We start from the raw sequence: 26,486 nt of genomic DNA, 5'->3' as shown, positions 1-26,486 counted from the left end.
TAGGCACTTGCGGCAGAACAGCCGCGCAACACGGGAAGGGGGCACGGCTTTGGCCACAGACCACGCCTTGCGCCATGACCAGCTGGTGCAGACGGTGGCCCATCTCTACTACATGTCCGGCGCCACCCAGCTGGAGATTGCGTCCGCGCAGAACCTCTCCCGGGCCACGGTTTCGCGACTGCTCGCCGAGGCCAAGCGGCGCGGCGTGGTGCAGATCCGGATCGGCCCGCCCGTGGACCGCATGCCGGAGCTTGAGGCCCGCCTGCGGACCACGTTCAGGCTCAACGACTGCGTCATCTCCATGGACCGGCCGCGTTCCCTCTACGAAAAGAACAACCGGCTGGGCTACGTGGCCGCCCGCTATCTGGAAACCCACCTGGATGGCGTGCGCCAGCTGGGCGTGGCCGCCAGCCGGACGCTGTCTTCGGTGGCCAAGTCGCTGAGCCCCGGGGTCCACAGCGGGCTGACCGTGATCGACCTGCTCGCCTGCCCGTCGCGCCTGGACCGGTCCGGCGACGAGCGCATCCACGTCGGCGAGCACATCTGCCAGCAGCTGGGCGGGAACTTTGTCCCCGTGCCGGCAAACTTCCTGTATCGGGATCCCGCGGCCAGGACCAAGGCGCTGGAATCCCCGGACGTGGCCCATGGGCTGGAACTCGGGCCGAACAGCGACCTGGCCCTGATCGGCCTGGGCTCCATGCAGCGCTTCGACGGCACCGGCACCTACAGCCCCGTTTCGCCCGCCTCGCTGGCGGAACTGGCGGCTGCGGGCGCGGCGGCCCACCTCTGCGGCCACTTCTTCGACCATCAGGGCCGCGAGGTGGTTTCCGAAGTCACCGACCGGTTAATCGGCATCACGCTGGACGACCTGCTGAAGATACCGCGGCGCATGATGGTCACGGCCGGGCCGGCAAAGGTGGTCCCGCTGGCGGCGGCCATCCGCGGAGGCTATGTCAACGAGCTGGTCACGGACGAATCCACCGCGCGGGAGCTTCTGGCCACTGCACGCTAACGTCGGCAGCCGGGACGCTGAAGTTGTTCGGAATTCGCGTGGCGGCGAGTTCTGCCTCAGGGATTCCGGCGGGGCTAGCGAAACAGACCGCTGTAGGCGTTGAGTGCCAGCTGCCCGCCGAGGTGTGCATAGAGCACGTTGCTGGAGGCGGAAATGTCCCTGGATTTCACCAGGTCAATGAGTCCGGCCATCGACTTGCCCTCGTAGACGGGGTCAATGATCATGCCTTCCAGCGAAGCCGTGAGGCGGATGGCGTCGAGCGTGGACTGGACGGGGATGCCGTAAAAGTCCCCGGCCCAGCCTTCCCTGACGTCGATTTCCTCGTCGCGCAGCTCGCGGCCCAGTCCGATCAGTGCCGCGGTGTGCCGGGCAATCCGCCCCACTTGCGCCCGGGTCTTCTCGATGGTTGCGGAGGCGTCGATGCCGATCACGCGGCGCGGGCGCTCCTGGCCCGCGAACCCGGCGACCATGCCGGCGTGCGTGGAGCCGGTGACGGTGCAAACCACGATCGTGTCGAAGAAGATGCCCAGCTCCTTTTCCTGGGCCTCCACTTCATACGCCCAATTCGCGAAGCCCAATCCGCCGAGGGGGTGCTCGGAGGCGCCGGCCGGGATGGCGTACGGCTTGCCGCCGGCCGCCTCGACGTCCTTGATGGCCTGCTCCCAACTGCTGCGGATGCCGATGTCGAAGCCCGCCGCGTCGAGGCGGACATCGGCGCCCATGATCCGCGAGAGCTGGATGTTGCCCACGCGGTCGGAGAGCGGGTCCGGCCAGTCCACCCAGTTTTCCTGCACAAGGCGGGCCTTCATGCCGATCTTCGCGGCGACGGCCGCCACCTGCCGGGTGTGGTTGGACTGGTAGCCGCCAATGGACACGAGCGTGTCGGCACCCTGGGCGATGGCATCCGGGACGATGTATTCCAATTTGCGGGTCTTGTTGCCACCAAAGGCCAGCCCGCTGTTGCAGTCCTCCCGCTTGGCCCAGATCTTCGCGCCGCCCAGGTGCGCTGACAGGCGGGGCAGGTCGTGGATGGGGCTGGGGCCAAAAGTCAGTGGATAACGTTCAAAGTCGGTGATTGCCACGGCGTGTCCTCGATTGGTCGAAAGTGGTGCGGACCACGCCGCCGGTTTATTGTAATATATTGCATGCAGCACTTTGGTTTTGTCAAGGATCCCGGGATGGGCACGCCCTCCGCGATACCATGGATGCCATGCCCACCCCCGCGCCCCACGGCATCCACAAGCGCTCGCTCCTGCGGGATGACGTCTACGAGTCAATTCGCGACGCCATCGTTGACGGCACCTTTGGCCCTGGCGAGCGCCTGAGGGACCCTGAGCTGGAAAAGTGGCTGGGCGTCAGCCGCACCCCCATCCGCGAGGCGCTGCTCCGGCTGGAACGCGCCGGCCTGATCATTGCCAAGCCCGGACACGCCACCATCGTGGCGCCCCTGGATCCCGACTCCACCGCGAGCGCCCAGCAAGTGGTGGCGGCCATGCATGAACTGGCCGCCCGCCTGGCCGTCCCGTCGCTGGGCAGGGACCAGCTGGCCGCCATGACCGAGGCGAACGGGCGGTTCGCCCATGCCCTGGGGCACGACGACGTCGAACTTGCCCTGGCCTCCGACGACGACTTTCACGCCGTGTTCGTGGGGACCTGCGGAAACGACATGATCCCGGCCGTCCTGGACCAGGCGCTTCCGCTGCTGCGGCGCGTGGAGCGTCAGCGTTTCAGCTCGCACGCGGCCCGCCATTCGGTCACGGCGCACGCCGAAATCATCCGCCTGGCCGGCATGGGCGACGCCGACGGGGCGGCACTTGCCACCCGGGAAAACTGGCTCTCCCTGGGCACCGAAACCACCCCCTGACGGCCCTCCTGCAGATCCGGGGCCGCCTTCCCCGACGCTCCTGCAGATCCGGGGCCGCCTTCCCCGACGCTCCTGCAATGACTGCTGGAGCGTTCGCGAAACTGCTGCAAAATGTGAAGGAGCGTCCGACGGGTCCGCGGCGGTCCGGCCGCACCGGGATCCAAAATAGGATGGACCCATGACCGCAACACTCGTGGCCAAGGACCTTTCCGGAGGCCACGCCCACCGCACTTTGTTCAGCAACCTCAACTTCACCGTCGCCCCGGGCGACGTCATCGGCGTCGTCGGCGCCAACGGGGCCGGCAAGTCAACGCTCCTGCGCCTGCTGGCAGGGGCGGACAAGCCGCAGGCCGGCACCGTCAGCACGGCGCCGCAGGACGCATTCATCGGATGGCTGCCGCAGGAACACGAGCGCATCGCCGGCGAAACCGTCGCCGCCTACATCGGCCGCCGCACCGGGGCCGCCGCCGCTACCGAGGAAATGGAATCCTCCGCGGAGGCATTGGGTTCGGGCACTGCCGCCGACGACCGCTACGCCACCGCCCTGGACCACTGGCTGGCCTGCGGAGCCGCCGACCTCGACGAACGCATCCCCGCCGCGCTGGCCGAGCTGGGGCTGGACGTGGGCACGGACGCCCTGATGACCGGCCTGTCCGGCGGGCAAGCCGCCCGCGTGGCGCTGGCCGGGCTCCTGCTGAGCCGGTTCGACGTCGTGCTTCTGGACGAGCCCACCAACGACCTCGACCTTGCGGGGCTCGCCCGCCTGGAGGAGTTCGTGACGGGGCTGCGCGGCGGCGTGGTGCTGGTCTCCCACGACCGCGAGTTCCTCTCCCGCTGCGTCACCACCGTGGTGGAACTGGACCTGGCGCAGAACAAGGTGGCGGTGTACGACGGCGGATACGACTCCTTCCTGGAGGAGCGCGCCATCGCCAGGCGCCACGCCCGCGAGGCCTACGACGAGTTCGCCGGCAAGAAGGCGGACCTGGTAACACGGGCCCGGACGCAGCGCGAGTGGAGCTCGCAGGGCGTGCGCAACGCCATGAAAAAGAGCCCCGACAATGACAAGATCCGACGCCGCGCGGCAACCGAGTCCTCGGAAAAGCAGGCCCAGAAGGTCCGGCAGATGGAATCACGGATTGCCCGGCTGGACGAGGTGGAGGAGCCGCGCAAGGAGTGGGCGCTGCAGTTCAGCATCGGCGCGGCGCCGCGGTCCAGCTCCGTGGTCGCCACGCTGAACGCCGCCACGGTCAGGCAGGGCGGTTTCACGCTGGGGCCGGTGTCGGTCCAGGTCACCGCCGGCGAGCGGATCGGCATCACCGGGCCCAACGGCGCCGGCAAGTCCACGCTGCTCCGGCTCCTGCTCGGCCGCACCGCCCCGGACGACGGCGGCGCCTCCCTGGGCGCCAGCGTTGCGATCGGCGAAATCGACCAGGCCCGGAGCCAGTTCCTGGAGGGCGTGGCGCTGGGCACTGCCTTTGAGGGCCTGGTGCCGGAGTTGAACCAGGGCGAAGTCCGCACGCTGCTGGCCAAGTTCGGCTTGAAGGCGGACCAGGTGACAAGCCCCGTGGGCGCCCTCTCCCCCGGTGAACGCACCCGCGCATCCCTGGCGTTGCTGCAGGCACGCGGCGTCAACGTGCTGGTCCTGGACGAACCCACCAACCATCTGGACCTGCCCGCCATCGAGCAGCTGGAAGAGGCTTTGGACAGCTACAACGGCACACTGCTGCTGGTATCGCACGACCGCCGGCTGTTGGAAAACGTGCGGCTGGACACCCGCTGGAATGTCGACGCCGGCCAGGTCACCGAGCTTTAAGCGCACGGCCCCGCACCTTGGCGGCGGGGCCAACCTGCGAGAAAGGTCCCGCGCACGGGGCCGCGTGGCCGCCGGCCAACCACCGCCCGTTCGGCCCAGGAACAGGGGCGGCTGGGCCATTGACATTTCAAGGCGTCGGGCGCATTCTAAAAACATAAGTTATGTTTTTAGATGGAGGAGTCATGGCAACGCATTCAATTCCCGCCCCGTCCACTGGATGGACCTCACAGGCGGTGGCCCGGGCCAAGGCCGAGCCCGCCTATGCGGCATTCCTGATGCTGTGGATCGGGTTCATCGCCATCCCGCTGATCATGGGCCTGGACAAGTTCTTCAACGTCCTGACCAACTGGGAAAGCTACCTGGCACCGTGGATCGAGAACCTGTCCCCGTTCAGCGCCCACGGCACCATGATGGTCATCGGCGTCATCGAGATCATCGCGGCCATCGTCATGATCCTGCGCCCACGCTACGCGGCCTTCGTGGTGGCCATCTGGCTGGCCGGCATCATCGTCAACCTGCTTACGTACTCCGGCTTCTACGACGTGGCCCTGCGTGACTTCGGGCTGCTGGTGGCCGCGCTCGCCCTGGCCGTGCTCGCCAGGACTTACACCAAGCCCGGCCTGCGGCACGGCGGCATGAAGTAGACGCAGACCCAGGCATCGTCACGTCGACGACGCCGGCGGTAGTCATCTCCAACCTCGATGGAGGGCGATGGCCGCCGCTTGCGACTTCCTCTTGCCTGACACGCCAGGGCGCGCAAAAATGGGAGGTGGACAGCAGGTGCCTGTTCAAAGTTTCGGCTGGAGGCGTTCCCATGCTCCCCTTGGAAGCCATTGACCTGGACACACTCGTGACCGCCCTTGAAAACCACTTCATGGACTACGACACGTTCTTCTGGCTTGATCCCTCCACGGGCCGGATCGAGCTGTGGGGCGAGGAAGCCGCCGACGAGGCCGAGGCGGAAGGGTGGGACCTGGACGACCGCGGCGGCGTCCGAATCGAAGCCGTCGATTCCTCGGAAGGCTACCGGGACATGGAGGATTTCATTGCCGGCGTGGAGGAGCCGCGGTGCCGTGACCGCCTGCAAAGTGCCATAAACCACAGCAGCCCGTTCCGGCACTTCAAGGACGCGCTCTACAGCTTCCCTGAGCAGCAAACCGCGTGGTACGAATACCACGACGGCGTCATGAAGCAGCGCGCCATACGGTGGCTGGCAGACGAGGGTCTGGTGGATCCCGGGGAAGCCGACGCGGCCATCGTCCAGCTGCGCGAAGCACGCTGAACCAGCCCTTTCAACCGCTGCGGATCGTCAACCATGGAACCGGCCGGCGAACACAGTGGACACGCGAAATGCGAAGGGCACACCAGATGGCGTGCCCTTCGCATCAGTTCAACCTGTCAAGGGCCGAAGGCCCCGCCTGCCTGGAACCGCGGACCGGTCAGGGCCCGCCGGTCAGGCTTCGACGATGATGATCGTGTAGACCGGCTTGCGGCGCAGCGCCCGGTCCGACCAGCGCAGCAGGGCCTCGCCGATCGCTTTTTCGGCGCCCGGTCCCGTCTTTTCCCCGCGGAGCCCGGCAATGGTCTTTTCCACGATTCCGGTGGCCTTCTCCAGGTCCTTTTCCGTGAGGTTGAACCCCACGGCAAAGTATTCGGGGTCCTCCTCGATCTTGCCGGTGTCCGGGTTGACGATCAACAGGACGGTGACTGCACCGTCCTCGGCCAGCCGGAGGCGGTCCTGCAGGGACTCCTCGGTGGCCGCACCGGCGACCATGTTCTCCACATAGACGTAGGCCGCGGGTACGCTGCCCATTACCCGGGCCACGCCGTCCTTCAAGTCAATGACGGTGCCGTCCTCTACAATCAGCGCGTTCTTCGGGTCGACGCCGGTGCGCACGGCCAGTTCGGCGTTGGCCTTCAGGTGGCGGTATTCGCCGTGCACCGGCATGACGTTGCGGGGGCGGACCAGGTTGTAGCAGTACACCAGCTCGCCGGCACTGGCGTGGCCGGAGACGTGCACCTTGGCATTGCCCTTGTGCACCACGTTGGCGCCCTGTTTGGTGAGGTCGTTGATGAGCCGGTAGATCGAGGATTCGTTGCCGGGCACCAGCGAGCTGGCCAGCAGGACGGTGTCGCCCTCGGTCAGGTTGATCTGGTGGTCGCCGCTGGCCATGCGCGCCAGCGCGGCCATGGGCTCCCCCTGCGAGCCGGTGCAGATGAGCACGGCCTTGGTGGGCGGCATCTTCTCGAGTTCCTTGGCTTCCACGAGCATGCCGCGCGGAATCTTCAGGTAGCCAAGCTCGCGCGCCGTGGTCATGTTGCGGACCATGGAGCGGCCCACGAACGCGATCTTGCGGTTGTACTTGTGCGCGGAGTCGATGATCTGCTGGATGCGGTGGACGTGGCTGGCGAAGCTGGACACCACCACGCGGCGCGGCGCCGTGCGCATGACGTTATCGATCGCCGGAATGAGGTCGGCCTCAGCGGCCAGGAAGCCCGGCACCTCGGCATTGGTGGAGTCGGGCATGAACAGGTCCACGCCTTCTTCACCCAGGCGGGCAAAGCCGGCGAGGTCGGTGATGCGCTTGTCCAGCGGGAACTGGTCCATCTTGAAGTCGCCCGTTTCCAGGACCAGGCCGGCCGGCGTGCGGATGGCCACGGCCAGACCGTCCGGGATGGAGTGGTTCACGGCAAGGAATTCGACGTCGAACGGGCCGAACTTGCGCCGGTCGCCTTCCTTGACCTGGACCATCTTGCCCTTGATGCGGTGTTCATCAAGCTTCGTCTTCAGGAAGGCCAGGGTCAGCTTGGCGGAGATCACCGGGATGTCGCCGCGCTGCTTGAGCAGGTACGGGACGCCTCCGATGTGGTCTTCGTGGCCGTGGGTCAGCACCAGGCCGACCACGTCCTGCCAGCGGTCCTTCAGGTAGGAGAAATCGGGCAGGATGACGTCAACGCCGGGGTGGTTTTCTTCGGGAAAGAGGACACCGCAGTCGACGATTAGCAGCTTGCCCCCGTACTCGAAGACGGTCATGTTGCGGCCGATCTCCCCCAATCCGCCGAGGGGGACGACGCGCAGGGCGCCGTTCGCTAGGGCGGGCGGGGTCTGGCGGGCGGTTCTTCTCATGGGTTCCGTTCTATGGGGTGGGGCGAAGGCATGCGGCGCCGGTTTCGGTGCTGTGCTGCCATGATGCGCGACGGCGTGCGGCCGGAGACCAGCGCTGTGTCGCAAAAAAATCCTGTGTTGAACAACAATGTGCCGAACAAAAAGGGGTCACTCAAAAGTTTGGGGGCGTACTTATGTACGATTTTACCACCGCGCCCACTTTTGCCGTTGCGTCGGCCCCAGCTCCGCCAGGCAGCCGGCTTAAGACACGCTGCGGTACCGGTTTCCGGGCGCCCGCGCCTGCCTAGCTTCCCGGCTCATCCATGCGCATCAGCAGCTCGACCATCGCGGAGGGATACGCCCTGCTGGACGGATAGCCGCTGTGGGTCGCAAGGGTCAACATGTATGAGGAGACATCCAGTTCGTCGGCGCCGCGGTCAATCTCATTCCTCCCATACGACTTGACGGGGAATCCAATGAAGTCGGTTCGACGCCAGAGATTGATCCAGCGGGGCACGCCATCCGGCGGGGTGGTGAGCAAATTCGCCAGTGACTGGGGATGGTTGTCCGCCGCTGTCCCCGGCGTCGACGAAAAGTCGTGATCCACCTGCTTTTGCCACGGATCCGCGGCCCAAAGGGAAGCGCCCTCGCTCCCCGGCGTGCCGAGGGCGGCAGGTCCGAAAAGTTCGGGGAAAAATCTGCCAAAATAGGCTCTAAGCTGGCAGCCGTACGTCATGAGGCCGATGTTTGACAAATCCTTGTGCTCCGCCTGGCGGGCAAACAGACAGGCCACTGCCAACACCCCGCCCAGGCTGTGCGCGGAAATGACCACCTTGCGTTGCGATGAGGCGCCACCTTCCGGGTCAAGCCATTCCTCGATCCTGGCTCCCAGTTCAGGAATCACACGTTCGGCGTAGCATGGCGGGCCAAGTGGGTGGGCGGCATTGGGCAAAAAACACATCAAGTCCCACAGCACACCTGCCGGACGGACACTGCTGGATGCGGCGCTCACAACAATGCCGCCCACGAGTGCCACTGCCACGAGGCCCAACACCACACTTGACATCTGCTGGGTCCACAAAGCGCCGGTTGCGGTCCCGCCTTCCGAGATGGATGGCTGGAACAGGCTCCAGGCCAGCGAGCCCAGCAGGCCAACCAAGAATGTCCCGCCAAGCCAGCCCAGGCTGTGTTCGACGCGGTGGAGCAGCCCTGCTGTCCGCCGTCCTTCCAATACCAAACGCGCCACATTGCCCAGCGGCGGGCTGGAAGGCGCCGGACGTCCCTGTGGATACTTTCCGGCCTCCGTGCCTTGCGCGGGCATTGTCGTGGGGTCCGGAGTGCTGAGCACAACGAGCGGGCCCCGCAATTGCCGGAACATGGCCACCATGAGCACCAGCCCGACAACGACAACCGTGAAGAGCAGCGCAAGACCGTATTGGTCATAGACCGGAACTTCCGTCACCGCAGGCGCGGCAGCAGTGTCCGCGGCACTGCCACCATCCACGATTCGCCACGTCACACCCGATGCGGTGCCGCCCGTCAGCGACAGCCTTCCATTGAGGAAGTTGGCGGTGCCCACCACCAAGACACTGCTCAAGGCGACGGCCACACCCACGGCAATAATCATGATGAGTCCTGGCCCCGTGCCGTGCCAGCCTTCGTGTTGGTGGTTCCTTCCCTTCCGCTTGCGGAAGAGGTGCAGCGCCAGCCCGGCCAGCAGGAGGACCGTCACGGCAAAGAGAATGGCTGGTTCCGTGCGGTTCGCGGTGGTTTTCATGATCACGGCCCCGCCAATGAAACAGGCGGCAGCGCCCCCAAAAAGGACGAGTGAGGCAGCCGTTCCGGCACCCCGCCGCCATCCGAGTCCGGAAATGGACATCCCGACCATGACCAGGATCAACAGGCCCGGTGTCCAGAAAACGCCGAGAAATTCCCGATGTTGCGGGCTCGAAACTGACTCGGCAGCCATCCCGTCCGGGCCAAGCCACAGCATCGCGGCATTGGCCAAGCCCAAGGCCGCGACCGCGCCAAGCAAGGTGGCAGCCCACCACAACTCATCGCGCCCGCCTGCGCGGCCGGCGTTTCCGGCTCGCTTCCGGGGTGCTGCTACATCGGCGTTGCCGGTGACACTGACCAAAATGCGGCACGTGACAGCCGCCAAAAGTGCCAACGCCACGAGAAGCACCGTGAACGAATCGGGCCGCCCGGCAATGGCGGACCTGGCCCCTGCTGGAGGGGCCTGGCCAACCACGGCCTCGCTGAAGCCGGCACCGCACTGCGCGGTAAAAAATGTGGACAGGTTGCGGCAGCCCGGAACGGGAGAGTACAAGGAATCCCACGCGAGCATGGCTGTAATCAGGGCGCCTGCGCCGGCAAGGTGGAGCAGTTCCGTTGCCCGCGGCATCATCGGGCTGTGCCAAAATCCCGGCGTTTTCAACAGCGGATGATCGGGCTTTGCGCTCTCAGCGGACGCCGTTGTCCCGGCCGGCAGCGAGGCGCCGCCGGGGTGCGCGGCGACATTGGCCGAGAACCGAACCCGCCCGAGGACGGACAGGGCATAAATCACCAGGAGCATCGCCAAGGGCAGGAGGGTGAGTATGACATTTCGCTTCGGTTGGTCCATGGACGCCAGCCCATCGAACAGGCCCGGCAGCGTGGAACAAACCTGTCCCGTGCGAATGCATTGATTCCCCACCAGGTCGACGCTGGCGGCCGTGGCAGAGGCGGCAAGGAACAGGGTCAGGAAAAGTCCAAAGACGCGCACAATTCCGCCGTCACTGCCATCGAGCCAGCCCCTGTCGGCAACCGGGTTGCGCCCCCCGCCCGTGGTCTGGCGTGCCCTTGCCAGCGGGCGCATCCAATATGCTGCATTGCAAAGCGCAAATGGCAGCATCATCAGCCAGCCAACCCGTCGAATGACCGCGGCGCTCTTGCCCAGGAGGTTCGCTCCCGGCGTCGGGGCGTACCGGGCCATCGATCCCCAGGAATAGGCCTCCCGCCGAATGGATTTCGGCACCTCACTGCCAAACTGCGGCGGTGGAGCGTCTACGTTTGCAGCCTTCTTGAGAATCCAGAACGAGCCCAAATTGTCTCCGGCCACCTTAATGACGTCCTCACGCCCAACGCCCAAAATGTCCCAGGGCGGCGTGTCCCTGACGCCATGAATTCGCAATTCGAGAATGTGGGGTTCGGCTGTTGCGCCATCCCCGGCGGCTGCTGGCCCGTTTGATTCGACGCTCATGGCAGTTCCCGTCTGCGAAACCAGCTCCGTCAGGGAGTAACCGATTTTATAACGGAATCGCCACCGAAGAATAGGTGACGGGGAAAAGCTGCCGGGCCGTTGAAGACAACGTCAAGGGCCTGTTCCCCAAGCAACCTTAAGACGCGCTGCGGTACCGGTTTTCCGGACGCCCGGCGCCGTACCGCGGCGTGAGGGTGGCCCGGCCGACGTCGACCAGGTGTTCCAGATACCTTCGGGCACCGACGCGCGACATCCCCACGCGCTCGGCGAGTTCGGCGGCTGAGAGGTCGGTGCCCGCGGCCTGCAGCGCCAGGTGAACGCGCTGCAGCGTCACGTCGGAGAGCCCCTTGGGCGGCGGTGCGTAGCGCGCCCCGGTGCTGGCAATGATCGCATCGACACTGCGCTGGTCGAGCAGCCTGCCGCCGAACGTCCGCCGCACCGTGTCGTATTGCCGCGCCACCTCGTCAAGCCGCTCAAACAGGGCGGACGCCATGAACGGCTTCACCAGGTAGTGGCGCACGCCCCTCGCCCGGGCCTCACGCACGCTGTCCAGGTCCCTGGCCGCGGTGACGGCGATGACTTCCAGGTTGCTTCCCCGGTCCCGGCTGATCCGGTCCAGGACCTCCAGTCCCGAAAAGTCGGGCAGGTAAAAGTCCAGGAGGACGACGTCGGGCCTGAGGTTTTCAATGAGGCCCACCGCCTCCGTTCCCGAGTGGGCCTCGCCAACGACGGCAAACCCCGCGTGCGAGGCCACAAATTCCCGGTTGATCAGCGCGACGCCGGGATCGTCCTCGACGATGACCACCCGCAGCTGCGTGCTCATGGATTCCCGCCCGCCGACGCGCCGGCGAGCTCGGCCGGGGCAAGGTCGCCGCGGCCCAGCGGCAGGGTGACGGTGATCCTGGCCCCGTGAGCCGCGCGCTCCGCCCCGGGAAGCGCCGCCCGGGACAACCCCGTCCCGGACAGGCCGGCCCCGGCCCGTCCAGCGGCGGGCAGCCCGCTGCCAATGGCCACGGTGCCGCCGTGCCGAGTGGCGATCCGCTTGACGAGAGTCAGGCCGATCCCGCGGCCTGTGGATACCGGGCCGGGGCGCGCGGCCTTGGACGAGTAGCCGGGGGTGAATACCTGCTCCCGCAGCTCCGGCGCAATCCCCTCGCCGGAGTCGGCCACCGAGATGACGAGCGTTCCGTCGCCGCCGGCAGCCGTCCGCTCGTGGACGGACACCGAAATCCGGCCGCCCGCGCCCGTGGCTTCCGCGGCGTTGTCGAGCAGGTTGCCAATGATCGTGACAAGGTCGGCGCGCAGGATCTCCGCCGACGGCCGCGCCGCCAGGACGGGCAGCGTGGAGTCCGGCTCGATGGTGGTGGTGATGCCGAGTTCGTCGGCGCGGCCCTGCTTCATCAGGAGCAGGGCGGCAACCTCCAGCTCGCGGATGCCTGTCCGCCCCGTGACGCCGGACAGCGTGCCGCCGCTGCGTTCGTGGGAGATGAAGGAGACGGCCTGCTCCACGCGGCCCAGTTCCAGCAGCCCGGAAATCACGTGGAGCTTGTTGGCGAAGCCGTGGGCCTGGGCGCGCAGTCCGTCTGCCACGCCCTGCACGCCGTCGAGGTCGTGCAGGAGCGTGTGCAGTTCCGTGTTGTCGCGCAGGATCAGGATGGAGCCGATTTCGCGGCCGCCAATCTTCGCCGTGTCGCGGCGCACCAGCAGGACACGCTCGCCGGAGAGCACCAGCGATTGCTCGGCGTCGTCGGAATCCAGGAGCCCGACCAGCGCGCCGTCGAGCGTGGACTTGGCGAGCGTCCCCACCAGATCGGTTCCGTTCTCCAGGGACAGCAGGCGCACGGCGGCGTCGTTGATCAGGGCTATGCGCCCGAATTCGTCAACGGCGACGACCCCTTCGCGCACACCGTGCAGGATGGCTTCGCGTTCCTCCAGCAGCCCCGCGATCTGTTCGGGTTCCAGGCCGAAAATGCGTCTGCGGATCACCGCCGTCACCCACGCGGCGCCCACCACGCCAAAGAGCGCGGCGATCCCGATCGTCACGAAGAGCCAGGTGGCGTTGGCCAGGTATTCCTTGCGCAGGTCGGATTCCAGGACGCCCACGGACACCGCGCCAATGACGTCGTGGGCGGCGTTGAAGATGGGCGCCTTGACCCGCCAGGACCGACCCAGGGTCCCCGTCTGCGTCCCGACATACATGTCGCCCGACAGCACCTCCGACGGATCCGTCGAGACATGCTTGCCGATCAAAGCAGAGTCGGGATGCGAGTACCGGATTCCGTCCGCGTTCATCACCACCGCGTAGGCGATCCCGGACGACTGGCTGATCAGTTCGGTGATCGGCTGGATCACGTGGCTTGGCTCCGGGCCGTCAAAGGCCTCGATGATCACGGGGTTGGTGGAAACCGACTGGGCAACCCCGATCATCCTGTCACGGTAGTTGGAGCGGAGCTGGTGTTCCTGGGTAAAGATGGCGACGGCGCCGGTGCCCACCACGGTGATCAGCACAATCACGACCTGGAGCATCAGGAGCTGGGCCCGCAGTGTCATCCGTCGTCGCATCCCCCCATTTTGCCAGAACAAGGTCTTAGCCGCGGGCCGGTACATCGTCCTCCTCCGCGTCCTGGGCCTGTCCGACGGCGGCCCCGGACCAGGCGCCGCCGGCCAGCATGATTCCGGTCGCCACCAAGACGCCCGCCGCGCCCGTGGCGGCCGCAAGCGTCCCCAACAGCGAGGGGAGGACCGTCTGGCCCAGGCGGTTGCTGGCCAGGCGCAGCGACATGGCCAGCCCGCGCGTGCCCGGTGTCGCCAGCTCCGCGATCCAGGACATGGTGATGGGCTGGCATGTGCCAATGGCGAAACCATAGACAGCCGCGAGCCCCAGCAGGACGGCGACCGGCAGGGGCAGCGCGAACAGGATGAGGGCAACGGCTGAGGCCACAATGGTCCACACCATGAGGTTCCGACGGCCCAACAGCTTGACCATGCGGCCCAGGAAGAGCCGCGAGAACATGGACAGCAGCGACCTTGCCACCAGCATGGCGCTGACCACCGCGGCGGCAATGCCGCGTTCATGGCCCAGTGCCGGCAGGTAGGCCAGGAACAGGTCCACCGATGCCAGGACCATGCTGCCGGCCAGAAGGGCGCGGATCAGGCCCGGAGTGCGCAGCAGCGCCGTCGCCGCGGGAAGCATGCGCACCCGCTTTCCGTCCGCGGCGGCCCGCTCGGAACTCCTGACGAAGAAGGAGATCCCGAGCAGGACGGCGCCGAGCCCGGCGCACAGCACGAAGATCAGGGCCACCGGGGGCGTCGCCACGGTGCCGCCCGGGAGGGCCAGCAGGAGGGGCCCGATGGTTTGGCCCAGCGCCGAGGCAAACGTGAAATGCCCGAACTTGGCGTCGTACTGCCCGCGGCCGGCGGTGTTGGCGACAATGGCCTGTTCGCCGATCACGGAGAGCAGGTGGCCCACCCCCAGGAACATCGTGGCGAGCAGCAGCACGCCCACCGAGCCTCCGCCGAATATCGCCAACAGGGCGGCCACAATCACCGCTGCCGCACCGGCGAGCAGGGACGCCCGTTCACCCGTGCGGTCAATGACGTGGCCGGCCGGCAGCGCCAGGATCAGCGCGGGCACGGCGAACGCGGCAACCACCACGCCGAGCAGGGCCTGCGACCCGCCCACATCCAGCACGGCGTAGGACAGTGTGGGCCGCATGGCAAAGGTAATCGCCTGCAGGACGACGGCGTGTGCCAGCAGGAACAGGATGGGGCGCGGGCGCCCCTTCACGTCCATGACCATTACGCCGCCCACGGACGGAAGGTCACGAGGCGACCGTCATCAGTTCCTGTGCCTCCGCCGACGGGACGTTCGCTCCCGCGTAGAGCAGCGCGTCGCCGGCGTCGAACACCAGCCGCACATCGCCGTCGAGGTTCCCTGTGGGCGAGATGACCTGGACCACGTTGGTGCCCAGCTTGAGCCCGTACTCGTAACGGGACCCGACATAGGAGCGGGTGAGCACGGTGGTGTCAAGCACGTTCGCCCCGGAGACGTCCGCCGTCGCCGGTGTGATGGTGAGGCGTTCGGGCCGCACGGCGATGGTGACGGCGTCGCCGGGGTTGAGCGCCAGGGCGGTGGCGACCTTCACGACGAGGCCGGTGTTGACGAGGCGGACGTGGGCAATCCCGCCGCGCGTTTCCTCCAGCAGCCCGGTGAAGAAGTTGCAGCTGCCCACGAAGGCGGCGACGGCGGCGGTGGCCGGCCTCTCGTAAATTTCGGCCGGCGTGCCGATCTGGGTCATGTTCCCCTCAAACATGACCGCGATCCGGTCGCTCAGCGACAGCGCCTCGTCCTGGTCGTGGGTGACGTAGACGGTGGTGATGCCAAGTTCCACCTGCAGGCGCTTGAGCCAGGCGCGGGACTGTTCACGCAGTTTCGCGTCGAGGTTGGACAGCGGCTCGTCCAGCAGGAGGACCGACGGCGAATACACCAGTGCGCGGGCCAGCGCCACGCGCTGCTGCTGGCCGCCGGAGAGCTGGTGGGGGTAGCGGTCCTTCAGGTGCGCCAGGCCCACCGTGTCCAGGGCCTCGTGGATGCGCACCGACTTCTCCTCCTTGGAGGCCTTGCGGATGGCCAGGGGCATCACCAGGTTCTGTTCAACGGTCATGTGCGGCCAGAGCGCGTAGGACTGGAACACCATGCCGAGGTTGCGTTCCTCGGTGGGGACGTAGAGCTTCTTTTCCGTGTCGACAAAGGGGGCCCCGTCCACCGTGATGGTGCCTGAGGTGGGCGTTTCCAGTCCGGCGATGCAGTTGAGCGTCGTGGACTTTCCACAGCCGCTGGGGCCCAGGAGGGTGAAGAACTCTCCTTCCTTGATGGTGAAGTTGATGTCGTTCAGCACTGTGACGTCGCCGAACCTCTTATGCAGCCCTGAGACGTGTACTTCAGGCATCGGTGTGTCCCTTCATGAACATGTTCGCCACGGCGACAAACACGGCGGTTATGGCAATTTGGATGGTGGCCAGCGCGGCGACTGAGCCGGTGTTTCCCTGCACCCAGAGGTCGAGCATGGTGGTTCCAATGACCCCGGTGTTGGCCGAGGAGAGGAACAGGGCGGCGGAGTATTCCTTCATCATGGTGACAAACACCAGGATGATGGCGCCCACAAAGGCCGGGCGCAGGAGTGTGCGCAGGATGCGGAAGAAGGTGCCGAACCAGTCGGCGCCCGAGGTGCGCGCCGCGTCGTCGAGCTCGCGGCCGATCTGCATGATCGCGGGGGCGATGGAGCCGAACGCCGTGGGCAGCGCGCGCATGCCAAAGGCGATGATGACCGCCATGATGGTCCCCTGCACCCAGCCTCCCCCGGGGGTGAGGGCGAAGGCCCAGAAGAAGCCGATGCCCACGATGATGCCGGGCATGGCCTGGGGTGCCAGGGCCAGGTATTCAACGCTGCGGGCAAACGTGAACGGGGAGCGCCTTGCCACGAGGACGGCGAGGAGGGCCAGGATGCTGACCAGGACGGCGCCGACGACGGCCACCACCACGCTGTTGGTGATGGACTGGACGTAGACGGGGAAGGTGAAGACGCGCTCGTAGTTGGAAAGCGTGAGCGTCTCGAGCGGGTTCTGAAGTGGCGTGAAGATCATGGTGAAGGACCTGAACACCAGGCCCAGGATCGGCAGCAGCGCGCCGAAGATGATGTAAATGACGATCGCAACCACGGCAACCCAGCGGACCCAGCCCAGGTCAAGCGGGCGCGGCCGGGTGGCCTTGCCGCGGACGGAGATGAACCGCTGCGCGTTCTTGAGGACCTTGGCCTGGACGGCGACGGTGGTGATCGTGACGGCCAGGATGAGCGTCGACGCGGCGCCCAGAATGCCGTAGTCGGGCTGGATGGACTGCAGCCCGTTCGTGTAGAGGAACGTGGAGAAGACCTCAATCCGCACGGGCGTGCCATACAGCAGCGGCACGCTGAGGGTCTCAAGCGACATGCTGAAGATGAGGATGGAACTGTAGACAATCGGCGGGCGGAGCATGGGCACCACCACCTGGAAGAGGATGCGGACCGGTCCGGCGCCGCAGACGCGTGCCGCGCTTTCCAGCGACGCGTCGGCCTGGCGGAGCGCGTTGGCACAGAAGACGTAGGCGATGGGGGCCAGGCCCACGGCTTCGGTGACGGCCATGCCGCCCAGGGAATACAGGTTCCAGGGCACAAAACCCAGGACTTGCCGGAACTGGACGCTGATGAAGCCCGCCGGCCCGTAAAGGGTGATCCAGCCGAAGCCCAGGATCAGCGAAGAGATGAAGAACGGCCATTGCATCGACAGGCCCAGGAGCCGTCCGAAGGGCAGCTTGGTGCGGACCACGAGCACGGCCATGGGGATCGCAATCACGAGGGTGAGCACGGTGGTGCCGATGGCGAAGATGGCTGTGTTGAGGACCACCTGCCCGAAGCCGGCGTCGGTGAACAGCTTGACGTAGTTGCCGGCCGTCAGGATTCCGCCGGCCTCATACAGCGGCCGGTCCCGGAAGGACTGGAAGAGGATCGGGACGACCGGTGCAAGCACGAAGATCGCCAGGAGGATGATGATGCCGTATTGCACGATCTTCCCCCGGCCGACGCCGAAGACCCGGGGGTACTTCGGCGCCGGCAGGGAGGATCGGCCGGCCGGCGACTGGGTTGCACGTTCCGTGCGGGTGGTGGTCATTGCTTAGCCTGCCTGGTTACTGTCGAAAAGGGAACGGACGCTAGCTGCCGAGCTTGGCGTTCCACTTGGAGACGAAGGCAGCGACTTCGGCATCCGGAACCACCTTGTAGGGGACGCGGATGATGCTGTCCTTGCCAGCCAGCTTCTCCACTTCCTGGTACGTGTGGCGGCCCTCCGTCAGTTCCACGTTCTCGCGGTACGAGCTCAGGCCGCCTTCGGCGACGGCGTTCTGGCCGGCCTCGGAGAGGACGAAGTCAAGGAACAGCTTGGCCGTCGCGGGGTGCGGGGCCTTGGGGGTGATGCCGATGCCGCGGCCCAGGACCACGGTTCCATCCGTGGGCAGCACGAACTTCACGAGGCCGCCACTGGCCTTCTCGGCGGGGTAGCCCACCGCCGAGCTGATGAAGAATCCGGCCTCGTATTCCCCGGAAAGGATCTTCTCCTTCTGGGTGCCGGAGGATGTTTCCGGGCGGGCCGTCGGAAGGATCTGGTCCAGGCCGGTCCAGGCGTCGTCGTTGCCCTGTGCAAAGGCGTGGGAAACGCTGAAGCCCCACGCGCCCTTGACGTCGCGGGTGGTGATCTTGTTTTTGAAGCTTCCCGGGTTGGCGGAGACAGCCTTGGCCAGGTCCGCGATGCTGGTGGGAGCGTTCTTCATGAGCGCCGAGTTGTAGGCGATGCCCACAGGGTCAAGGGACATGGCCCACACGTTGGGCATCAGCTGGGCAAACTCGGGCAGCTGCTTGGTTTCCGGCGAGTCATAGGCCATGAGCGTGTCAGGCTTTGACGCATAGCTGGCCCAGGCCTGCACGGCGTTGGAGACCAGCATGTCTGCCGGGGCCTTGCCCGTGGCGGATTCGCTGAGCTGGCGCTGAAACACCTCGTCGCTGTCCAGGTTGGCCGCGGAGACCTTGACCCAGGAGTACTTGGAATTGAAGTCCCGGATGATCGGCGCCCAGTTTTCCTGGTCGGTGTTCGAGTAGATGGTGAGGGCGCCGCCCTCGGCCTTCGACGCGTCGATGAGTTTTGAGTAGTCGGAGGGGTAGTAGCTGGGGGTGCCGGAGCCCGCGGCGCCGGGCGCCTTGGGTGCTGCGGAACCGCCGCAGCCCGTCAGGGCCGCCGCCAGGGTCGCCGCTCCGAGGGCCCCCAGGCCCACAAAGCTCCGGCGGCTGACCGGGCCGGAATTAAGAGACGAAGTACCAAACATTGTTCACTCCCTTGTGATGTCGAACACGAATTGTCCTGCAGTTCATGTTCCGGGCAGACGCATGGGAGAACAATCTTTTGGTCGTATTGGTACAAAGGAGGCCAGTTGTGGTCGTATTGGTCATAGGCGCAGGATGACGAAACGGGCATTTGAGGTCGATATATCAGGATCAAATGTCCGTTTCGTCATCCCGGGTCGGCGTTAGCGCTGCTGCGTGGGGAAGATCTGGACATTCGACGGACGGGGCGCGCGGACCTGTCGGGCAGGAAATGGGGCTCACCTGGGCGGCCGGGAAGCCGCTGAAGTACGTCTCGGCGTTCGTGGCGGGGTCGCCGCAGAGCATCAACAGGCTCCAGTTGAACGTGCTGGCGGTGGCGTCCCCGTGGCGCTCGGCGAGCTCCACCACGTGGCCGTCACGGTTTTCCGCGCGGGGGTCCGTCTCATCTGCCGCCTCCTGGCCGGGAAGGCCGCGCTTGGTGTTGTTGGTGCAGGCCACGTACACCTTGCCGGTCTGCAGGTTCGGCTGCACGTCCTCGCAGCGGTCCATCTTCGTGGCGCCGGCCTTGTCCGCCGCTATGCGGGTGTGGACCAGGACCTCCTGGACGCTCATGCCCGAAATGGCGCTCTTGCCGTTGACCACCAGCGGCAGCCACGCGCCGGAGCCGTCAAACCTGCCGTCGGCGGGGACCGTGCCCGAGCCGTCGATCTCGGAGGCCGAGTTGCCGGCAAAGTGTGCCACGAAGAGGTCGCCCTCGGTCAGCAGGGTCATGTTGTGGGCCTTGTTGGAGACATGCCCCATGCCGTGAGCATGTGAACTCCGCCGCGTCCCTCCGGACGTACGCGTTCAGGGTGTGCCGGGGACCTCGTCAAGCGCGTTGGCGGTGCGTTTAGTGGACGTGCTTGCGGTGCCCGTGCCCTCCGTAGATGGCGATGATGCTCATGATCACCGTCACGACGATCATGCCGAGACCGATGTACCCAAGTGTCACCATGTCCATGACCCTGCGACTCCCTAGTCCGCGCCGGCATCGCATCCGGCTGGCGGACGGTTTGGTGGAATTGCCGGTTGATGTCCGCCTGTCTCCATCATGCCCCTGTTGGTCCCAGGACTCCAGAGAGGGAGGCTGCGGCGGGCCGGGCACCGACCTTTCCAGCGATGTCGGCGGCACAGCTGGCGCAAGCGCAGCCGGTGCGGGCGGTGGCGACGGTGGCGACGGCACCGATCCCACGGTCCAGTACACATGCGTCACCCCGAACGCGTCCGGGATCCGGCTGAAGTCCTCCGACGCCGTGGCCGGCGCCGTGTGATAGACCAGCCCGGAGGCAAAGTGGGCGGTGAAGGCCTCCGTCACTTTGGTGTTGGCGCCGGCGTCGTTGGTGGTCAGCGGGTATTGGTCGTAGTACTCAAACTCGGGCTCCTTGGGCGAGCCGGCGGCGGCGACACGATCGAGGCGGCCAGCACCACGGGGTCCACGGAGTTGTGCGGCGTGGATCCGTGCGCTCCGCGGCCGTGGATGGTGATCCTGATCGAGTCGCCCGCCGAAAGGATAGGGTCGGCCGTGGTGCCGATGGTCCCGGCCTCGGTCGCCATGACGTGCTCGGCCAGCAGCTTGGCCGCACCGAGGAGGGCCGTGGTGTGCATGTCGTGGCCGCAGGCGTGCATGACGCCCACCGTGGAGCCGTCGGTGTCGGTTGCCGTGTCCTTGGACGTCCACCCCAGCGCGCGCTTTCTCCTGCGGAACGGCTCCGCGGTTGCAGCGCTATTCCGCACCCCATTCGATGTCCACGGACGCAACCCGCACCACTCGCGCCGCGGCTCGTCGAGGCAGCCAGGCGCCCGCCCGGGCGGCCGGGTCAGAACAGGCCGCCGGGTCAGAACAGGCCGGCCAGTTCCTCGTCCAGCGCGTCCCTGTCGAAGTCCTTCAGGTCCAGGGTTTCCCCGCGCTCAAGGCCGAGCCAGTCGCGGAAGTCCTCGTGTTCCTCGTGGCTGGGATCGTTGGCGCCCGCCACCATGGCAGCCCAGCCCCAGACTCCGCCGCTGTCCTCGAAGGGGGCCGCGCCGCGGCCGCCGGTGCAGCGCACGGCGCGGGCACCGGCGTCGGCCGGCAGGACCTTCTCCACGGCGACTGAGTGTTCCCAGTTGTCGCCAAAGTCGTAGGTGTAGGTGACGCTGTCCCCCTCGTTGGCCAGCAGTTCCCCGACGGTGACGCCGGCCTCGTCGATGGGCGGGTCGCCGAGACCCTCCTCGTCCGTGGGTCCATATTCCGTCCCGCCCCATCCCCCAACCTGGAAATTGTGCATGTGGCAGTCCTGCCATTCGAAGGACGCCTGGAGGACGTGGTGGAACTCGGCCAGCGTCAGCTCGGAGCGGACCAGCAGGCGGCGCCAGACGGGCGGCTTGGAGCCCTTGAGCATGACCTTCAGCTGCAGGATCGGCGCCTTCGGGTCCCGCTTGGGCTGTTTCCTCGATTCGGACGGGGGAATAATGCGAATTTCGGGCCTTGCAAGCTCAATTTCAGGCCCGTCGTCAAACCCGTCGTCCATGCTGAGCGCCTCCTTCAGCGCTGCCGCCACACAACCGACGACGGCTGGTGGGACGCGCAGGTGCGTGCCCATGGCAACCAGGCCGAGCTCTGCGAGGTATTCGAGCCGTTGGAGCACAATGCGGCCAGATATTTCATCCCATAAGTGCGGACCGGATTCCACATCCCCGTCTTCCACATCCCCGTCGCCGGCCGGGGCCATCAGGGACCGGATCCTGTCCATGGCCGGCGGCGTGTCCGTCGTGGCCGCAACCAGGACCGCCGTTTCGATCGCGGCGGCCTGGAGCATCCACGGGTTCCACGTTTCCTCGCCATTGACAGCCAGTTCGATGAATACGGTGGTGAAGCCGCGCAGCACCGAAAGCTTTTCCTCCCCCGTGGCGTCCAGGTAGCGTTCCGCCAGGGGCGTCAGCCGGACCCTGGTGGTACCGATCTCGATGAGAAACGTTTCCTGAAGGGCGGTCCAGAACAGCGCCATGGACGGTTCGTCGTTCATGGACTTGACTGTGCGGACGGCGTTGGCTCCCGCAGCGGCATCCCCGAAGAGTGCTTTCTGGCCCTCCGGAGCCTTGTGCGCCGAGAGCTTGGCGCCCCTGACGGCCAGGCCGAGGACGGCGCCCGCCGCCTCGATGTCCTTCATGCGCAGCCAACCCCTGGACGTGACATCCTTGCCAGTGCCAACCCAGCTCAGCAGTGCGTCCAGTCGTTGGCCCATCGCGGTGCCGGACAGGCCGGCCAATTCCTCCGCCAAGGTCAGGTCCGGGACCACGATGTCGGGGATCCCGCCCTTCCAGCCGCCCTCGTCGTCGTCCTCGTAGAAAAAGTCTTCAATGGCGTCGAAGTCCTCGGCGCTGCCGGTCCAGGCCTCCGTTTCGCTGAGGAATTCGAGGTAGCCGTGAATGGATTCCACGGTGAATTCAAGGAGTTCCTCGTCCTCCTCATCGACCCCGTCCAACAATTCGTCCAAGGCCTGGGCGAACGGAGCCGGTTCGAAGCTCGTGACCTCAGACGCCGGGGACGCTTCAAAGTACGCGGTGACGAAGGCCTTGACGGGTTCCAGAACAACCATGGCGGCGCCGGCCGGCACGCCCTCGGTGCCCTCAAACCAGCGGACAAACGCCGGGGTAAGTGCGTCGATTCCGCGCTCCGCCCGCAGGGCGCTGACGGAGGTGGAGGTGCGTGCGGCCTTGGGATGGGACTTGGTCTTCTTTGCCATGTCTCCATGCTGACATGTCCCGGGCCGCTCAGGCGACCCGGCACTCTTCCGCCACCGCGCGAGGGCGGGCATGCCGCGACACTATCGTCTTACGGTGTAGCGACCGGGCAACGCAAGCCGGGTGCACGGCCGATGCGGCGGTCAAGGGTGACAAGCGCGTGGCCAAGAAGTTCAGCGAGGGCGACGTAGCTGGCGTCGTAGCTCGTCAGGTTCTTGCGAAGCTCCCAAGCCCTGGGCGCCAGGAGGTCGTACGGCCACTGTTCGATGGCCAGGTCCAGAAGGTCGGCATGCGCCTGGGCAGCCTGGTCGGCGGTGATTAACGCGGCAAGCTCGTGACGTCGGATAATGTTGGCCGCCTCGAACGGAAGCAGGTTGGGAGCGGCAAGGTCGGCTCCGGTGAGGGCGTCGGTGGCCCAGCGCCCGTCAGGACCCGAATCCAGCAGGACGGCGACCACAACGGAGGCGTCACAAACTACACGTGGCCTCATCGCCGGTCGGCGTCGCGGGCGGCGATGATCGATGCGGCGTCGACTCGAACGCCGGTGGCCTCGACACGGGAACGGGCACGAGCGATAAGGTCGTCGACCGCAGGCCGGGCGGCACTCTGGACCAGCATGCGGCGCAGGTACTCCTGCAGGGACATCCCGGCGCGCGCAGCACGCGAGGCCAATTCGTCCCTGACCTGGTCCGGCACGTCGCGTACTGTGATGGCAACACTCATGCAGTCATTTTAGCAGCATTATCATCATTTCGCAGTCACGCGTTGCCGTTTGCCGAGCGCCTTGTGGGGGCCGAAAACAGCCAATTGCCGTGAACCAAATGGCGGCGGTCAGCCTGCGGCATCCCCGACGGTGACGTTGACCTCGTGAGAGACGGGCGTGCCGCGCTCCACCGTCCGGGAGACCGTGCAGTACTTGTCGTGCGAGAGGGCTGCGAGGCGCTCCACCATGCCAGCCGCCTTTCGCCCCCCTTCCGTGTCGGGAAAGGCCACGTTGAAGGACAGGTGCAGCCCGTCCACGCGGCTGGCGCCGTCCTCGACCACCTTGTGGCCGCTGGCCCCTACCCGGAACGAAGTGGGCTCGGCGCTGCGCGCTGTGACGGTGTCGACGTCGATCGACGAGCAGCCGGCGATGGCGGCCAGCAGCAGTTCGACAGGGCTCAGCAGCCCTTCGCCGTGCCCAAACTCTACTTCGGCGCCCGCGGCGTTGCGTGCCGTGTAGCGGGCGGTGGCGGTGCGGGTCAGCTGCACGGAACGCAGCGTGGAATCATCGTTTTCACTCATGTGCCCATCATGCCACCAGCCATCTTCGAAAGTCCGCTCAGACGGCGCCTTGCGTGCGGCAAATTGACCCCATGGACGTACAGGCGCACCGGGGTCCCCGTGCGCAGCATCCTGCTGACCGCTGCCGGGAACATTGTCGTGGCCGTGTGGGCGGCCACCCGCGCCGAGGCTGGTGGTGGCCGCCATCATGTACCGGCGGCGTTCCCGGCCCGGGCGCCCCCGCAACAGCCCGTAGAACCGGGACGACGCCGGACGGGAGACTTTTGCGGCCCCCCGTTTCGACGGGACTCCCGCTCCCCACCTCAAGTGCCACGAACGCCTTGCGGTCCCCGCGCGCATGGGCGAGGGTGGGAGCATGACTGCACTCCCCAACGACGGCGGCGTCCATGCGTTGCTGACCGCGTGCCGGATCGTCTCGACCGACCCGCAGGAGAGGGCCCGTGCCGCCGTCGACCGGTCCGGCTATGTGCCCGGCAGCATTCCTGACGGCGTTGTTTACGCCGAGTCCGTGGACGACGTGGTCCAGGCCCTGCGGCTGGCCACCCGCCACCGGGTTTCCATCGTGCCGCGAGGTGCGGGCACCGGCCTGGCCGGCGGGTCCTCGGCCACGGCGGGGACCGTGGTGCTGGATGTCAGCCGGATGAACCGGATCCTCTCGATTGACCCGGTGGAGCAGCAAGCGGTGGTGCAGCCGGGCGTGCTGAACGCCGACGTCAATGCCGCCGCCTCACAGCACGGACTGTTCTATGCCCCGGACCCGGCCAGCACGGCGATCTGTTCGATCGGCGGCAATGTGGCCACCAACGCCGGAGGGATGTGGTGCGCCAAGTACGGGGTGACGCGCGAGTCCGTGCTCTCGCTGCAGGTGGTGCTGGCCGACGGACGGATCCTGAAAACCGGCCGGAACACCATCAAGGGCGTCAGCGGCTACGACCTGAACGCGCTGCTCATCGGCTCGGAGGGAACCCTCGGCGTGGTGGTCGAGGCGACGCTGCGCCTGCGTCCCAAACCATTACATACCGCCACCGTGGCTGCCTACTTCGCGGACGCTCCCGCGGCCGCCCAGGCCGCCTCGGCCATCGTTGAGGCCCGGATCCAGCCGGCCATCCTGGAGTTCATCGACGGCGCCACCCTGGCCGCCGTCGACGCGATGATGGGCACCGACCACAGCAGCCGGGGCAACGCGTTTTTGCTGGCCCAGACGGATGGTTACGGCGCCCTGCTGGAGCAGCGGGTGCTGGTCGAGGCGATCACCCCGTTTGCCACCTCCGTGGAGCAGACCGACGACGACGCGCGGGCCGCCGAGCTGGTCGCGGCGCGCCGCAATGCCATCCCCGCCTTGCAACGGCTGGGACGTGTCTCCATCGGGGACATCGGGGTCCCACGCAATCGACTGGCCGAGGCGGTTGAGGGTCTGGCCGAGATCTCAAAGCGGACCGGGGTGAAGATCTTCGTGATCGCCCACGCCGCGGACGGCAACCTGCACCCCATGGTCGTGGTCGGCCAGGACGAATCCATCACCGAGGGTCCCGCCAAGGCTGCACTGGGCGAAATGTTCCGCCTGGCCAGGCGACTTGGCGGGACCTTGACCGGGGAACACGGCATCGGCCTGCTGAAGCAGGAATGGCTCGAAGAGGAAGTCGGAGGCCTCTCCCTTGACTTGCAGCACAAGATCAAGGCCGTCTTCGACCCGCTGGGCATCCTGAACCCCGGCAAGGGAATTTGACCGCCGTCGGACAGCCCGCGACGGGTTTATGAGACTACAATTAGACCCAAAATGTGACTACATTGAGGAGTCGGCAGGCATGGGCGTTGGCATCCGCGACTTCAAGGCGCACCTGAGCCTGCACCTCGCCCGCGTGCGCTCAGGTGAGACCATCATCATCACCGACCGGGGCACTCCTGTGGCCCAAGTGGTCCCCCTGAGGGGTGACGAGACGCTTCAACGCCTGGTCGCCGATGGCAAGGTCACGAGTGCGGCCAAACCCAAGCACCCCTCCGGTGATCCCTTGGATGTGGGGGCGCCCGTCAGCGATCTCGTGGCCGAGCAGCGCGGGTGATCACGTACTGGGACACCTCGGCATTTGTTCCCTTGCTCATCGCCGAGGCGGATTCCGTCGCGTACAGGGAGCTGTGGGACGGTTCCGTTGCAGTAGTTTCCACGCCACTGCTGTACGTTGAAGCCTCCGCGGCCCTGCACCAGGCCCACCGCATCGGGCGGCTTGATTCCTCCCAGCTCCAAACCAGCCTGTCCACCCTGGACGACTACTGGTCCGGGTTCAACGTCGTTGAACTTGACGAGGCCCTGATGCTCCACGGCGCCGAAGCCGCGGGCCGCTTCCGGCTCCGCGGCTATGACGCCGTCCACTGCGCAGCCGGCCTGCTCATTGCCGCGGACCCGCATGCGGTTCTCGTCTCCGGCGATGCACGGCTCCTTGCCGCGTGGCAGTCCGCCGGGGCGGCGACGGCGGCCATCTCCCCTGGCGCCGGTCCGAGGTGA

Annotated in this window: 22 protein-coding genes and 1 pseudogene; 8 read left to right on the top strand and 15 right to left on the bottom strand. The window is 66.6% G+C overall.

The features are described from left to right. Nucleotides 1-49 precede the first annotated feature (49 nt). On the top strand, nt 50-1,012 hold the full coding sequence (locus DMB86_RS03925) for a sugar-binding transcriptional regulator (RefSeq protein WP_171814355.1): 963 nt from the start codon (nt 50-52) through the stop codon (nt 1,010-1,012). Between the two features lie 74 nt (nt 1,013-1,086). On the opposite strand, the gene DMB86_RS03920 is transcribed toward DMB86_RS03925, so the two are convergent. Beyond that, the gene (locus tag DMB86_RS03920) at nt 1,087-2,094 is read right to left on the bottom strand and encodes a 1-aminocyclopropane-1-carboxylate deaminase (RefSeq protein ID WP_113716637.1); all 1,008 of its coding nucleotides are present in this window, start codon (nt 2,092-2,094) and stop codon (nt 1,087-1,089) included. Nucleotides 2,095-2,222: 128 nt separating this feature from the next. On the opposite strand from DMB86_RS03920, the gene DMB86_RS03915 reads away from it, so the two are divergent. The 4 genes from DMB86_RS03915 (at nt 2,223) to DMB86_RS03900 (ending at nt 5,971) form a co-directional block, all read left to right on the top strand. Continuing rightward, nucleotides 2,223-2,876 carry a GntR family transcriptional regulator gene (locus DMB86_RS03915; RefSeq protein WP_113719325.1) on the top strand — a complete coding sequence of 218 codons (654 nt, stop codon included), beginning with the start codon at nt 2,223-2,225 and terminating at the stop codon, nt 2,874-2,876. Nucleotides 2,877-3,054: 178 nt separating this feature from the next. Then, nucleotides 3,055-4,689 (top strand): ribosomal protection-like ABC-F family protein, encoded by a 1,635-nt coding sequence (gene abc-f / locus DMB86_RS03910; RefSeq protein WP_113716636.1) that lies wholly within the window; start codon nt 3,055-3,057, stop codon nt 4,687-4,689. Nucleotides 4,690-4,871: 182 nt separating this feature from the next. After that, nucleotides 4,872-5,333, top strand: a complete 462-nt coding sequence (locus DMB86_RS03905; RefSeq protein WP_113716635.1) for a hypothetical protein — start codon at nt 4,872-4,874, stop codon at nt 5,331-5,333. Between the two features lie 170 nt (nt 5,334-5,503). After that, nucleotides 5,504-5,971: a UPF0158 family protein gene (locus tag DMB86_RS03900; RefSeq protein WP_113716634.1), complete on the top strand. Its 468-nt coding sequence runs from the start codon at nt 5,504-5,506 to the stop codon at nt 5,969-5,971. A 171-nt stretch (nt 5,972-6,142) separates the two neighbouring features. On the opposite strand, the gene DMB86_RS03895 is transcribed toward DMB86_RS03900, so the two are convergent. From DMB86_RS03895 to DMB86_RS03830, 14 genes and pseudogenes are all read right to left on the bottom strand, one after another. After that, on the bottom strand, nt 6,143-7,816 hold the full coding sequence (locus DMB86_RS03895) for a ribonuclease J (RefSeq protein ID WP_113716633.1): 1,674 nt from the start codon (nt 7,814-7,816) through the stop codon (nt 6,143-6,145). Nucleotides 7,817-8,099: 283 nt separating this feature from the next. After that, nucleotides 8,100-11,036, bottom strand: coding sequence for an alpha/beta hydrolase family protein (locus DMB86_RS03890; RefSeq protein ID WP_113716632.1), 2,937 nt, complete (start codon nt 11,034-11,036; stop codon nt 8,100-8,102). Between the two features lie 136 nt (nt 11,037-11,172). Further along, the gene (locus DMB86_RS03885; RefSeq protein ID WP_113716631.1) at nt 11,173-11,859 is read right to left on the bottom strand and encodes a response regulator; all 687 of its coding nucleotides are present in this window, start codon (nt 11,857-11,859) and stop codon (nt 11,173-11,175) included. After that, a complete protein-coding gene (locus DMB86_RS03880) occupies nt 11,856-13,586 on the bottom strand; it encodes an ATP-binding protein (RefSeq protein WP_171814354.1) in 1,731 nt (576 codons plus the stop codon). Before DMB86_RS03880 ends, DMB86_RS03885 begins: the two co-directional genes overlap by 4 nt. Nucleotides 13,587-13,623: 37 nt before the next feature. Then, nucleotides 13,624-14,835 carry an MFS transporter gene (locus tag DMB86_RS03875; protein ID WP_129545455.1) on the bottom strand — a complete coding sequence of 404 codons (1,212 nt, stop codon included), beginning with the start codon at nt 14,833-14,835 and terminating at the stop codon, nt 13,624-13,626. Between the two features lie 22 nt (nt 14,836-14,857). Beyond that, entirely contained in the window at nt 14,858-15,985 is a 1,128-nt protein-coding gene (locus DMB86_RS03870) for an ABC transporter ATP-binding protein (protein ID WP_113716628.1), read from the bottom strand. Next, nucleotides 15,978-17,741 (bottom strand): ABC transporter permease, encoded by a 1,764-nt coding sequence (locus DMB86_RS03865; RefSeq protein WP_113716627.1) that lies wholly within the window; start codon nt 17,739-17,741, stop codon nt 15,978-15,980. The genes DMB86_RS03870 and DMB86_RS03865 overlap by 8 nt, the downstream gene beginning before the upstream one ends. Nucleotides 17,742-17,781: 40 nt before the next feature. Beyond that, nucleotides 17,782-18,945, bottom strand: coding sequence for an ABC transporter substrate-binding protein (locus DMB86_RS03860; protein ID WP_113716626.1), 1,164 nt, complete (start codon nt 18,943-18,945; stop codon nt 17,782-17,784). Nucleotides 18,946-19,204: 259 nt separating this feature from the next. Beyond that, nucleotides 19,205-19,726: pseudogene (locus DMB86_RS03855) on the bottom strand (PhoX family protein); the annotation flags it as partial. A 600-nt stretch (nt 19,727-20,326) separates the two neighbouring features. After that, nucleotides 20,327-20,716 (bottom strand): M20/M25/M40 family metallo-hydrolase, encoded by a 390-nt coding sequence (locus tag DMB86_RS20845; protein WP_227878586.1) that lies wholly within the window; start codon nt 20,714-20,716, stop codon nt 20,327-20,329. A gap of 101 nt (nt 20,717-20,817) precedes the next feature. Further along, nucleotides 20,818-22,704, bottom strand: a complete 1,887-nt coding sequence (locus DMB86_RS03845) for a plasmid pRiA4b ORF-3 family protein (protein ID WP_171814353.1) — start codon at nt 22,702-22,704, stop codon at nt 20,818-20,820. An 89-nt stretch (nt 22,705-22,793) separates the two neighbouring features. Continuing rightward, nucleotides 22,794-23,192: a type II toxin-antitoxin system VapC family toxin gene (locus tag DMB86_RS03840; RefSeq protein ID WP_113716623.1), complete on the bottom strand. Its 399-nt coding sequence runs from the start codon at nt 23,190-23,192 to the stop codon at nt 22,794-22,796. After that, nucleotides 23,189-23,425: a FitA-like ribbon-helix-helix domain-containing protein gene (locus DMB86_RS03835; RefSeq protein ID WP_113716622.1), complete on the bottom strand. Its 237-nt coding sequence runs from the start codon at nt 23,423-23,425 to the stop codon at nt 23,189-23,191. Before DMB86_RS03835 ends, DMB86_RS03840 begins: the two co-directional genes overlap by 4 nt. A gap of 108 nt (nt 23,426-23,533) precedes the next feature. Continuing rightward, a complete protein-coding gene (locus tag DMB86_RS03830; protein WP_113716621.1) occupies nt 23,534-23,986 on the bottom strand; it encodes an OsmC family protein in 453 nt (150 codons plus the stop codon). Nucleotides 23,987-24,341: 355 nt separating this feature from the next. Here DMB86_RS03830 and DMB86_RS03825 point away from each other — a divergent pair, with 355 nt between their 5' ends. From DMB86_RS03825 to DMB86_RS03815, 3 genes are all read left to right on the top strand, one after another. Then, complete coding sequence (locus DMB86_RS03825) at nt 24,342-25,712, top strand: FAD-binding oxidoreductase (protein WP_113716620.1); 1,371 nt, start codon at nt 24,342-24,344, stop codon at nt 25,710-25,712. A 79-nt stretch (nt 25,713-25,791) separates the two neighbouring features. Further along, nucleotides 25,792-26,046, top strand: coding sequence for a type II toxin-antitoxin system Phd/YefM family antitoxin (locus DMB86_RS03820; protein WP_113716619.1), 255 nt, complete (start codon nt 25,792-25,794; stop codon nt 26,044-26,046). Then, the gene (locus tag DMB86_RS03815; RefSeq protein ID WP_113716618.1) at nt 26,043-26,486 is read left to right on the top strand and encodes a type II toxin-antitoxin system VapC family toxin; all 444 of its coding nucleotides are present in this window, start codon (nt 26,043-26,045) and stop codon (nt 26,484-26,486) included. The genes DMB86_RS03820 and DMB86_RS03815 overlap by 4 nt, the downstream gene beginning before the upstream one ends.

The sequence above is a fragment of the Arthrobacter dokdonellae genome, assembly GCF_003268655.1.
GTDB lineage: Bacteria > Actinomycetota > Actinomycetes > Actinomycetales > Micrococcaceae > Specibacter > Specibacter dokdonellae.
Note: the sequence above shows the minus strand (reverse complement) of the source record. Positions and strands in the feature narration are given on the sequence as shown.

Excerpts from the sequence above, each read along its gene's own strand:
- DMB86_RS03830 (WP_113716621.1), bottom strand. The coding sequence starts at position 23,986 with ATGAGTGAAAACGATGATTCCACGCTGCGTTCCGTGCAGCTGACCCGC.
- DMB86_RS03865 (WP_113716627.1), bottom strand. The coding sequence starts at position 17,741 with ATGACCACCACCCGCACGGAACGTGCAACCCAGTCGCCGGCCGGCCGA.
- DMB86_RS03890 (WP_113716632.1), bottom strand. The coding sequence starts at position 11,036 with ATGAGCGTCGAATCAAACGGGCCAGCAGCCGCCGGGGATGGCGCAACA.
- DMB86_RS03870 (WP_113716628.1), bottom strand. The coding sequence starts at position 15,985 with ATGCCTGAAGTACACGTCTCAGGGCTGCATAAGAGGTTCGGCGACGTC.
- DMB86_RS03900 (WP_113716634.1), top strand. The coding sequence starts at position 5,504 with ATGCTCCCCTTGGAAGCCATTGACCTGGACACACTCGTGACCGCCCTT.
- DMB86_RS03885 (WP_113716631.1), bottom strand. The coding sequence starts at position 11,859 with ATGAGCACGCAGCTGCGGGTGGTCATCGTCGAGGACGATCCCGGCGTC.
- DMB86_RS03840 (WP_113716623.1), bottom strand. The coding sequence starts at position 23,192 with ATGAGGCCACGTGTAGTTTGTGACGCCTCCGTTGTGGTCGCCGTCCTG.
- DMB86_RS03895 (WP_113716633.1), bottom strand. The coding sequence starts at position 7,816 with ATGAGAAGAACCGCCCGCCAGACCCCGCCCGCCCTAGCGAACGGCGCC.
- DMB86_RS03835 (WP_113716622.1), bottom strand. The coding sequence starts at position 23,425 with ATGAGTGTTGCCATCACAGTACGCGACGTGCCGGACCAGGTCAGGGAC.
- DMB86_RS03905 (WP_113716635.1), top strand. The coding sequence starts at position 4,872 with ATGGCAACGCATTCAATTCCCGCCCCGTCCACTGGATGGACCTCACAG.
- abc-f (WP_113716636.1), top strand. The coding sequence starts at position 3,055 with ATGACCGCAACACTCGTGGCCAAGGACCTTTCCGGAGGCCACGCCCAC.
- DMB86_RS03860 (WP_113716626.1), bottom strand. The coding sequence starts at position 18,945 with ATGTTTGGTACTTCGTCTCTTAATTCCGGCCCGGTCAGCCGCCGGAGC.
- DMB86_RS03825 (WP_113716620.1), top strand. The coding sequence starts at position 24,342 with ATGACTGCACTCCCCAACGACGGCGGCGTCCATGCGTTGCTGACCGCG.
- DMB86_RS03875 (WP_129545455.1), bottom strand. The coding sequence starts at position 14,835 with ATGGTCATGGACGTGAAGGGGCGCCCGCGCCCCATCCTGTTCCTGCTG.
- DMB86_RS03845 (WP_171814353.1), bottom strand. The coding sequence starts at position 22,704 with ATGGCAAAGAAGACCAAGTCCCATCCCAAGGCCGCACGCACCTCCACC.
- DMB86_RS03915 (WP_113719325.1), top strand. The coding sequence starts at position 2,223 with ATGCCCACCCCCGCGCCCCACGGCATCCACAAGCGCTCGCTCCTGCGG.
- DMB86_RS03880 (WP_171814354.1), bottom strand. The coding sequence starts at position 13,586 with ATGACACTGCGGGCCCAGCTCCTGATGCTCCAGGTCGTGATTGTGCTG.
- DMB86_RS03820 (WP_113716619.1), top strand. The coding sequence starts at position 25,792 with ATGGGCGTTGGCATCCGCGACTTCAAGGCGCACCTGAGCCTGCACCTC.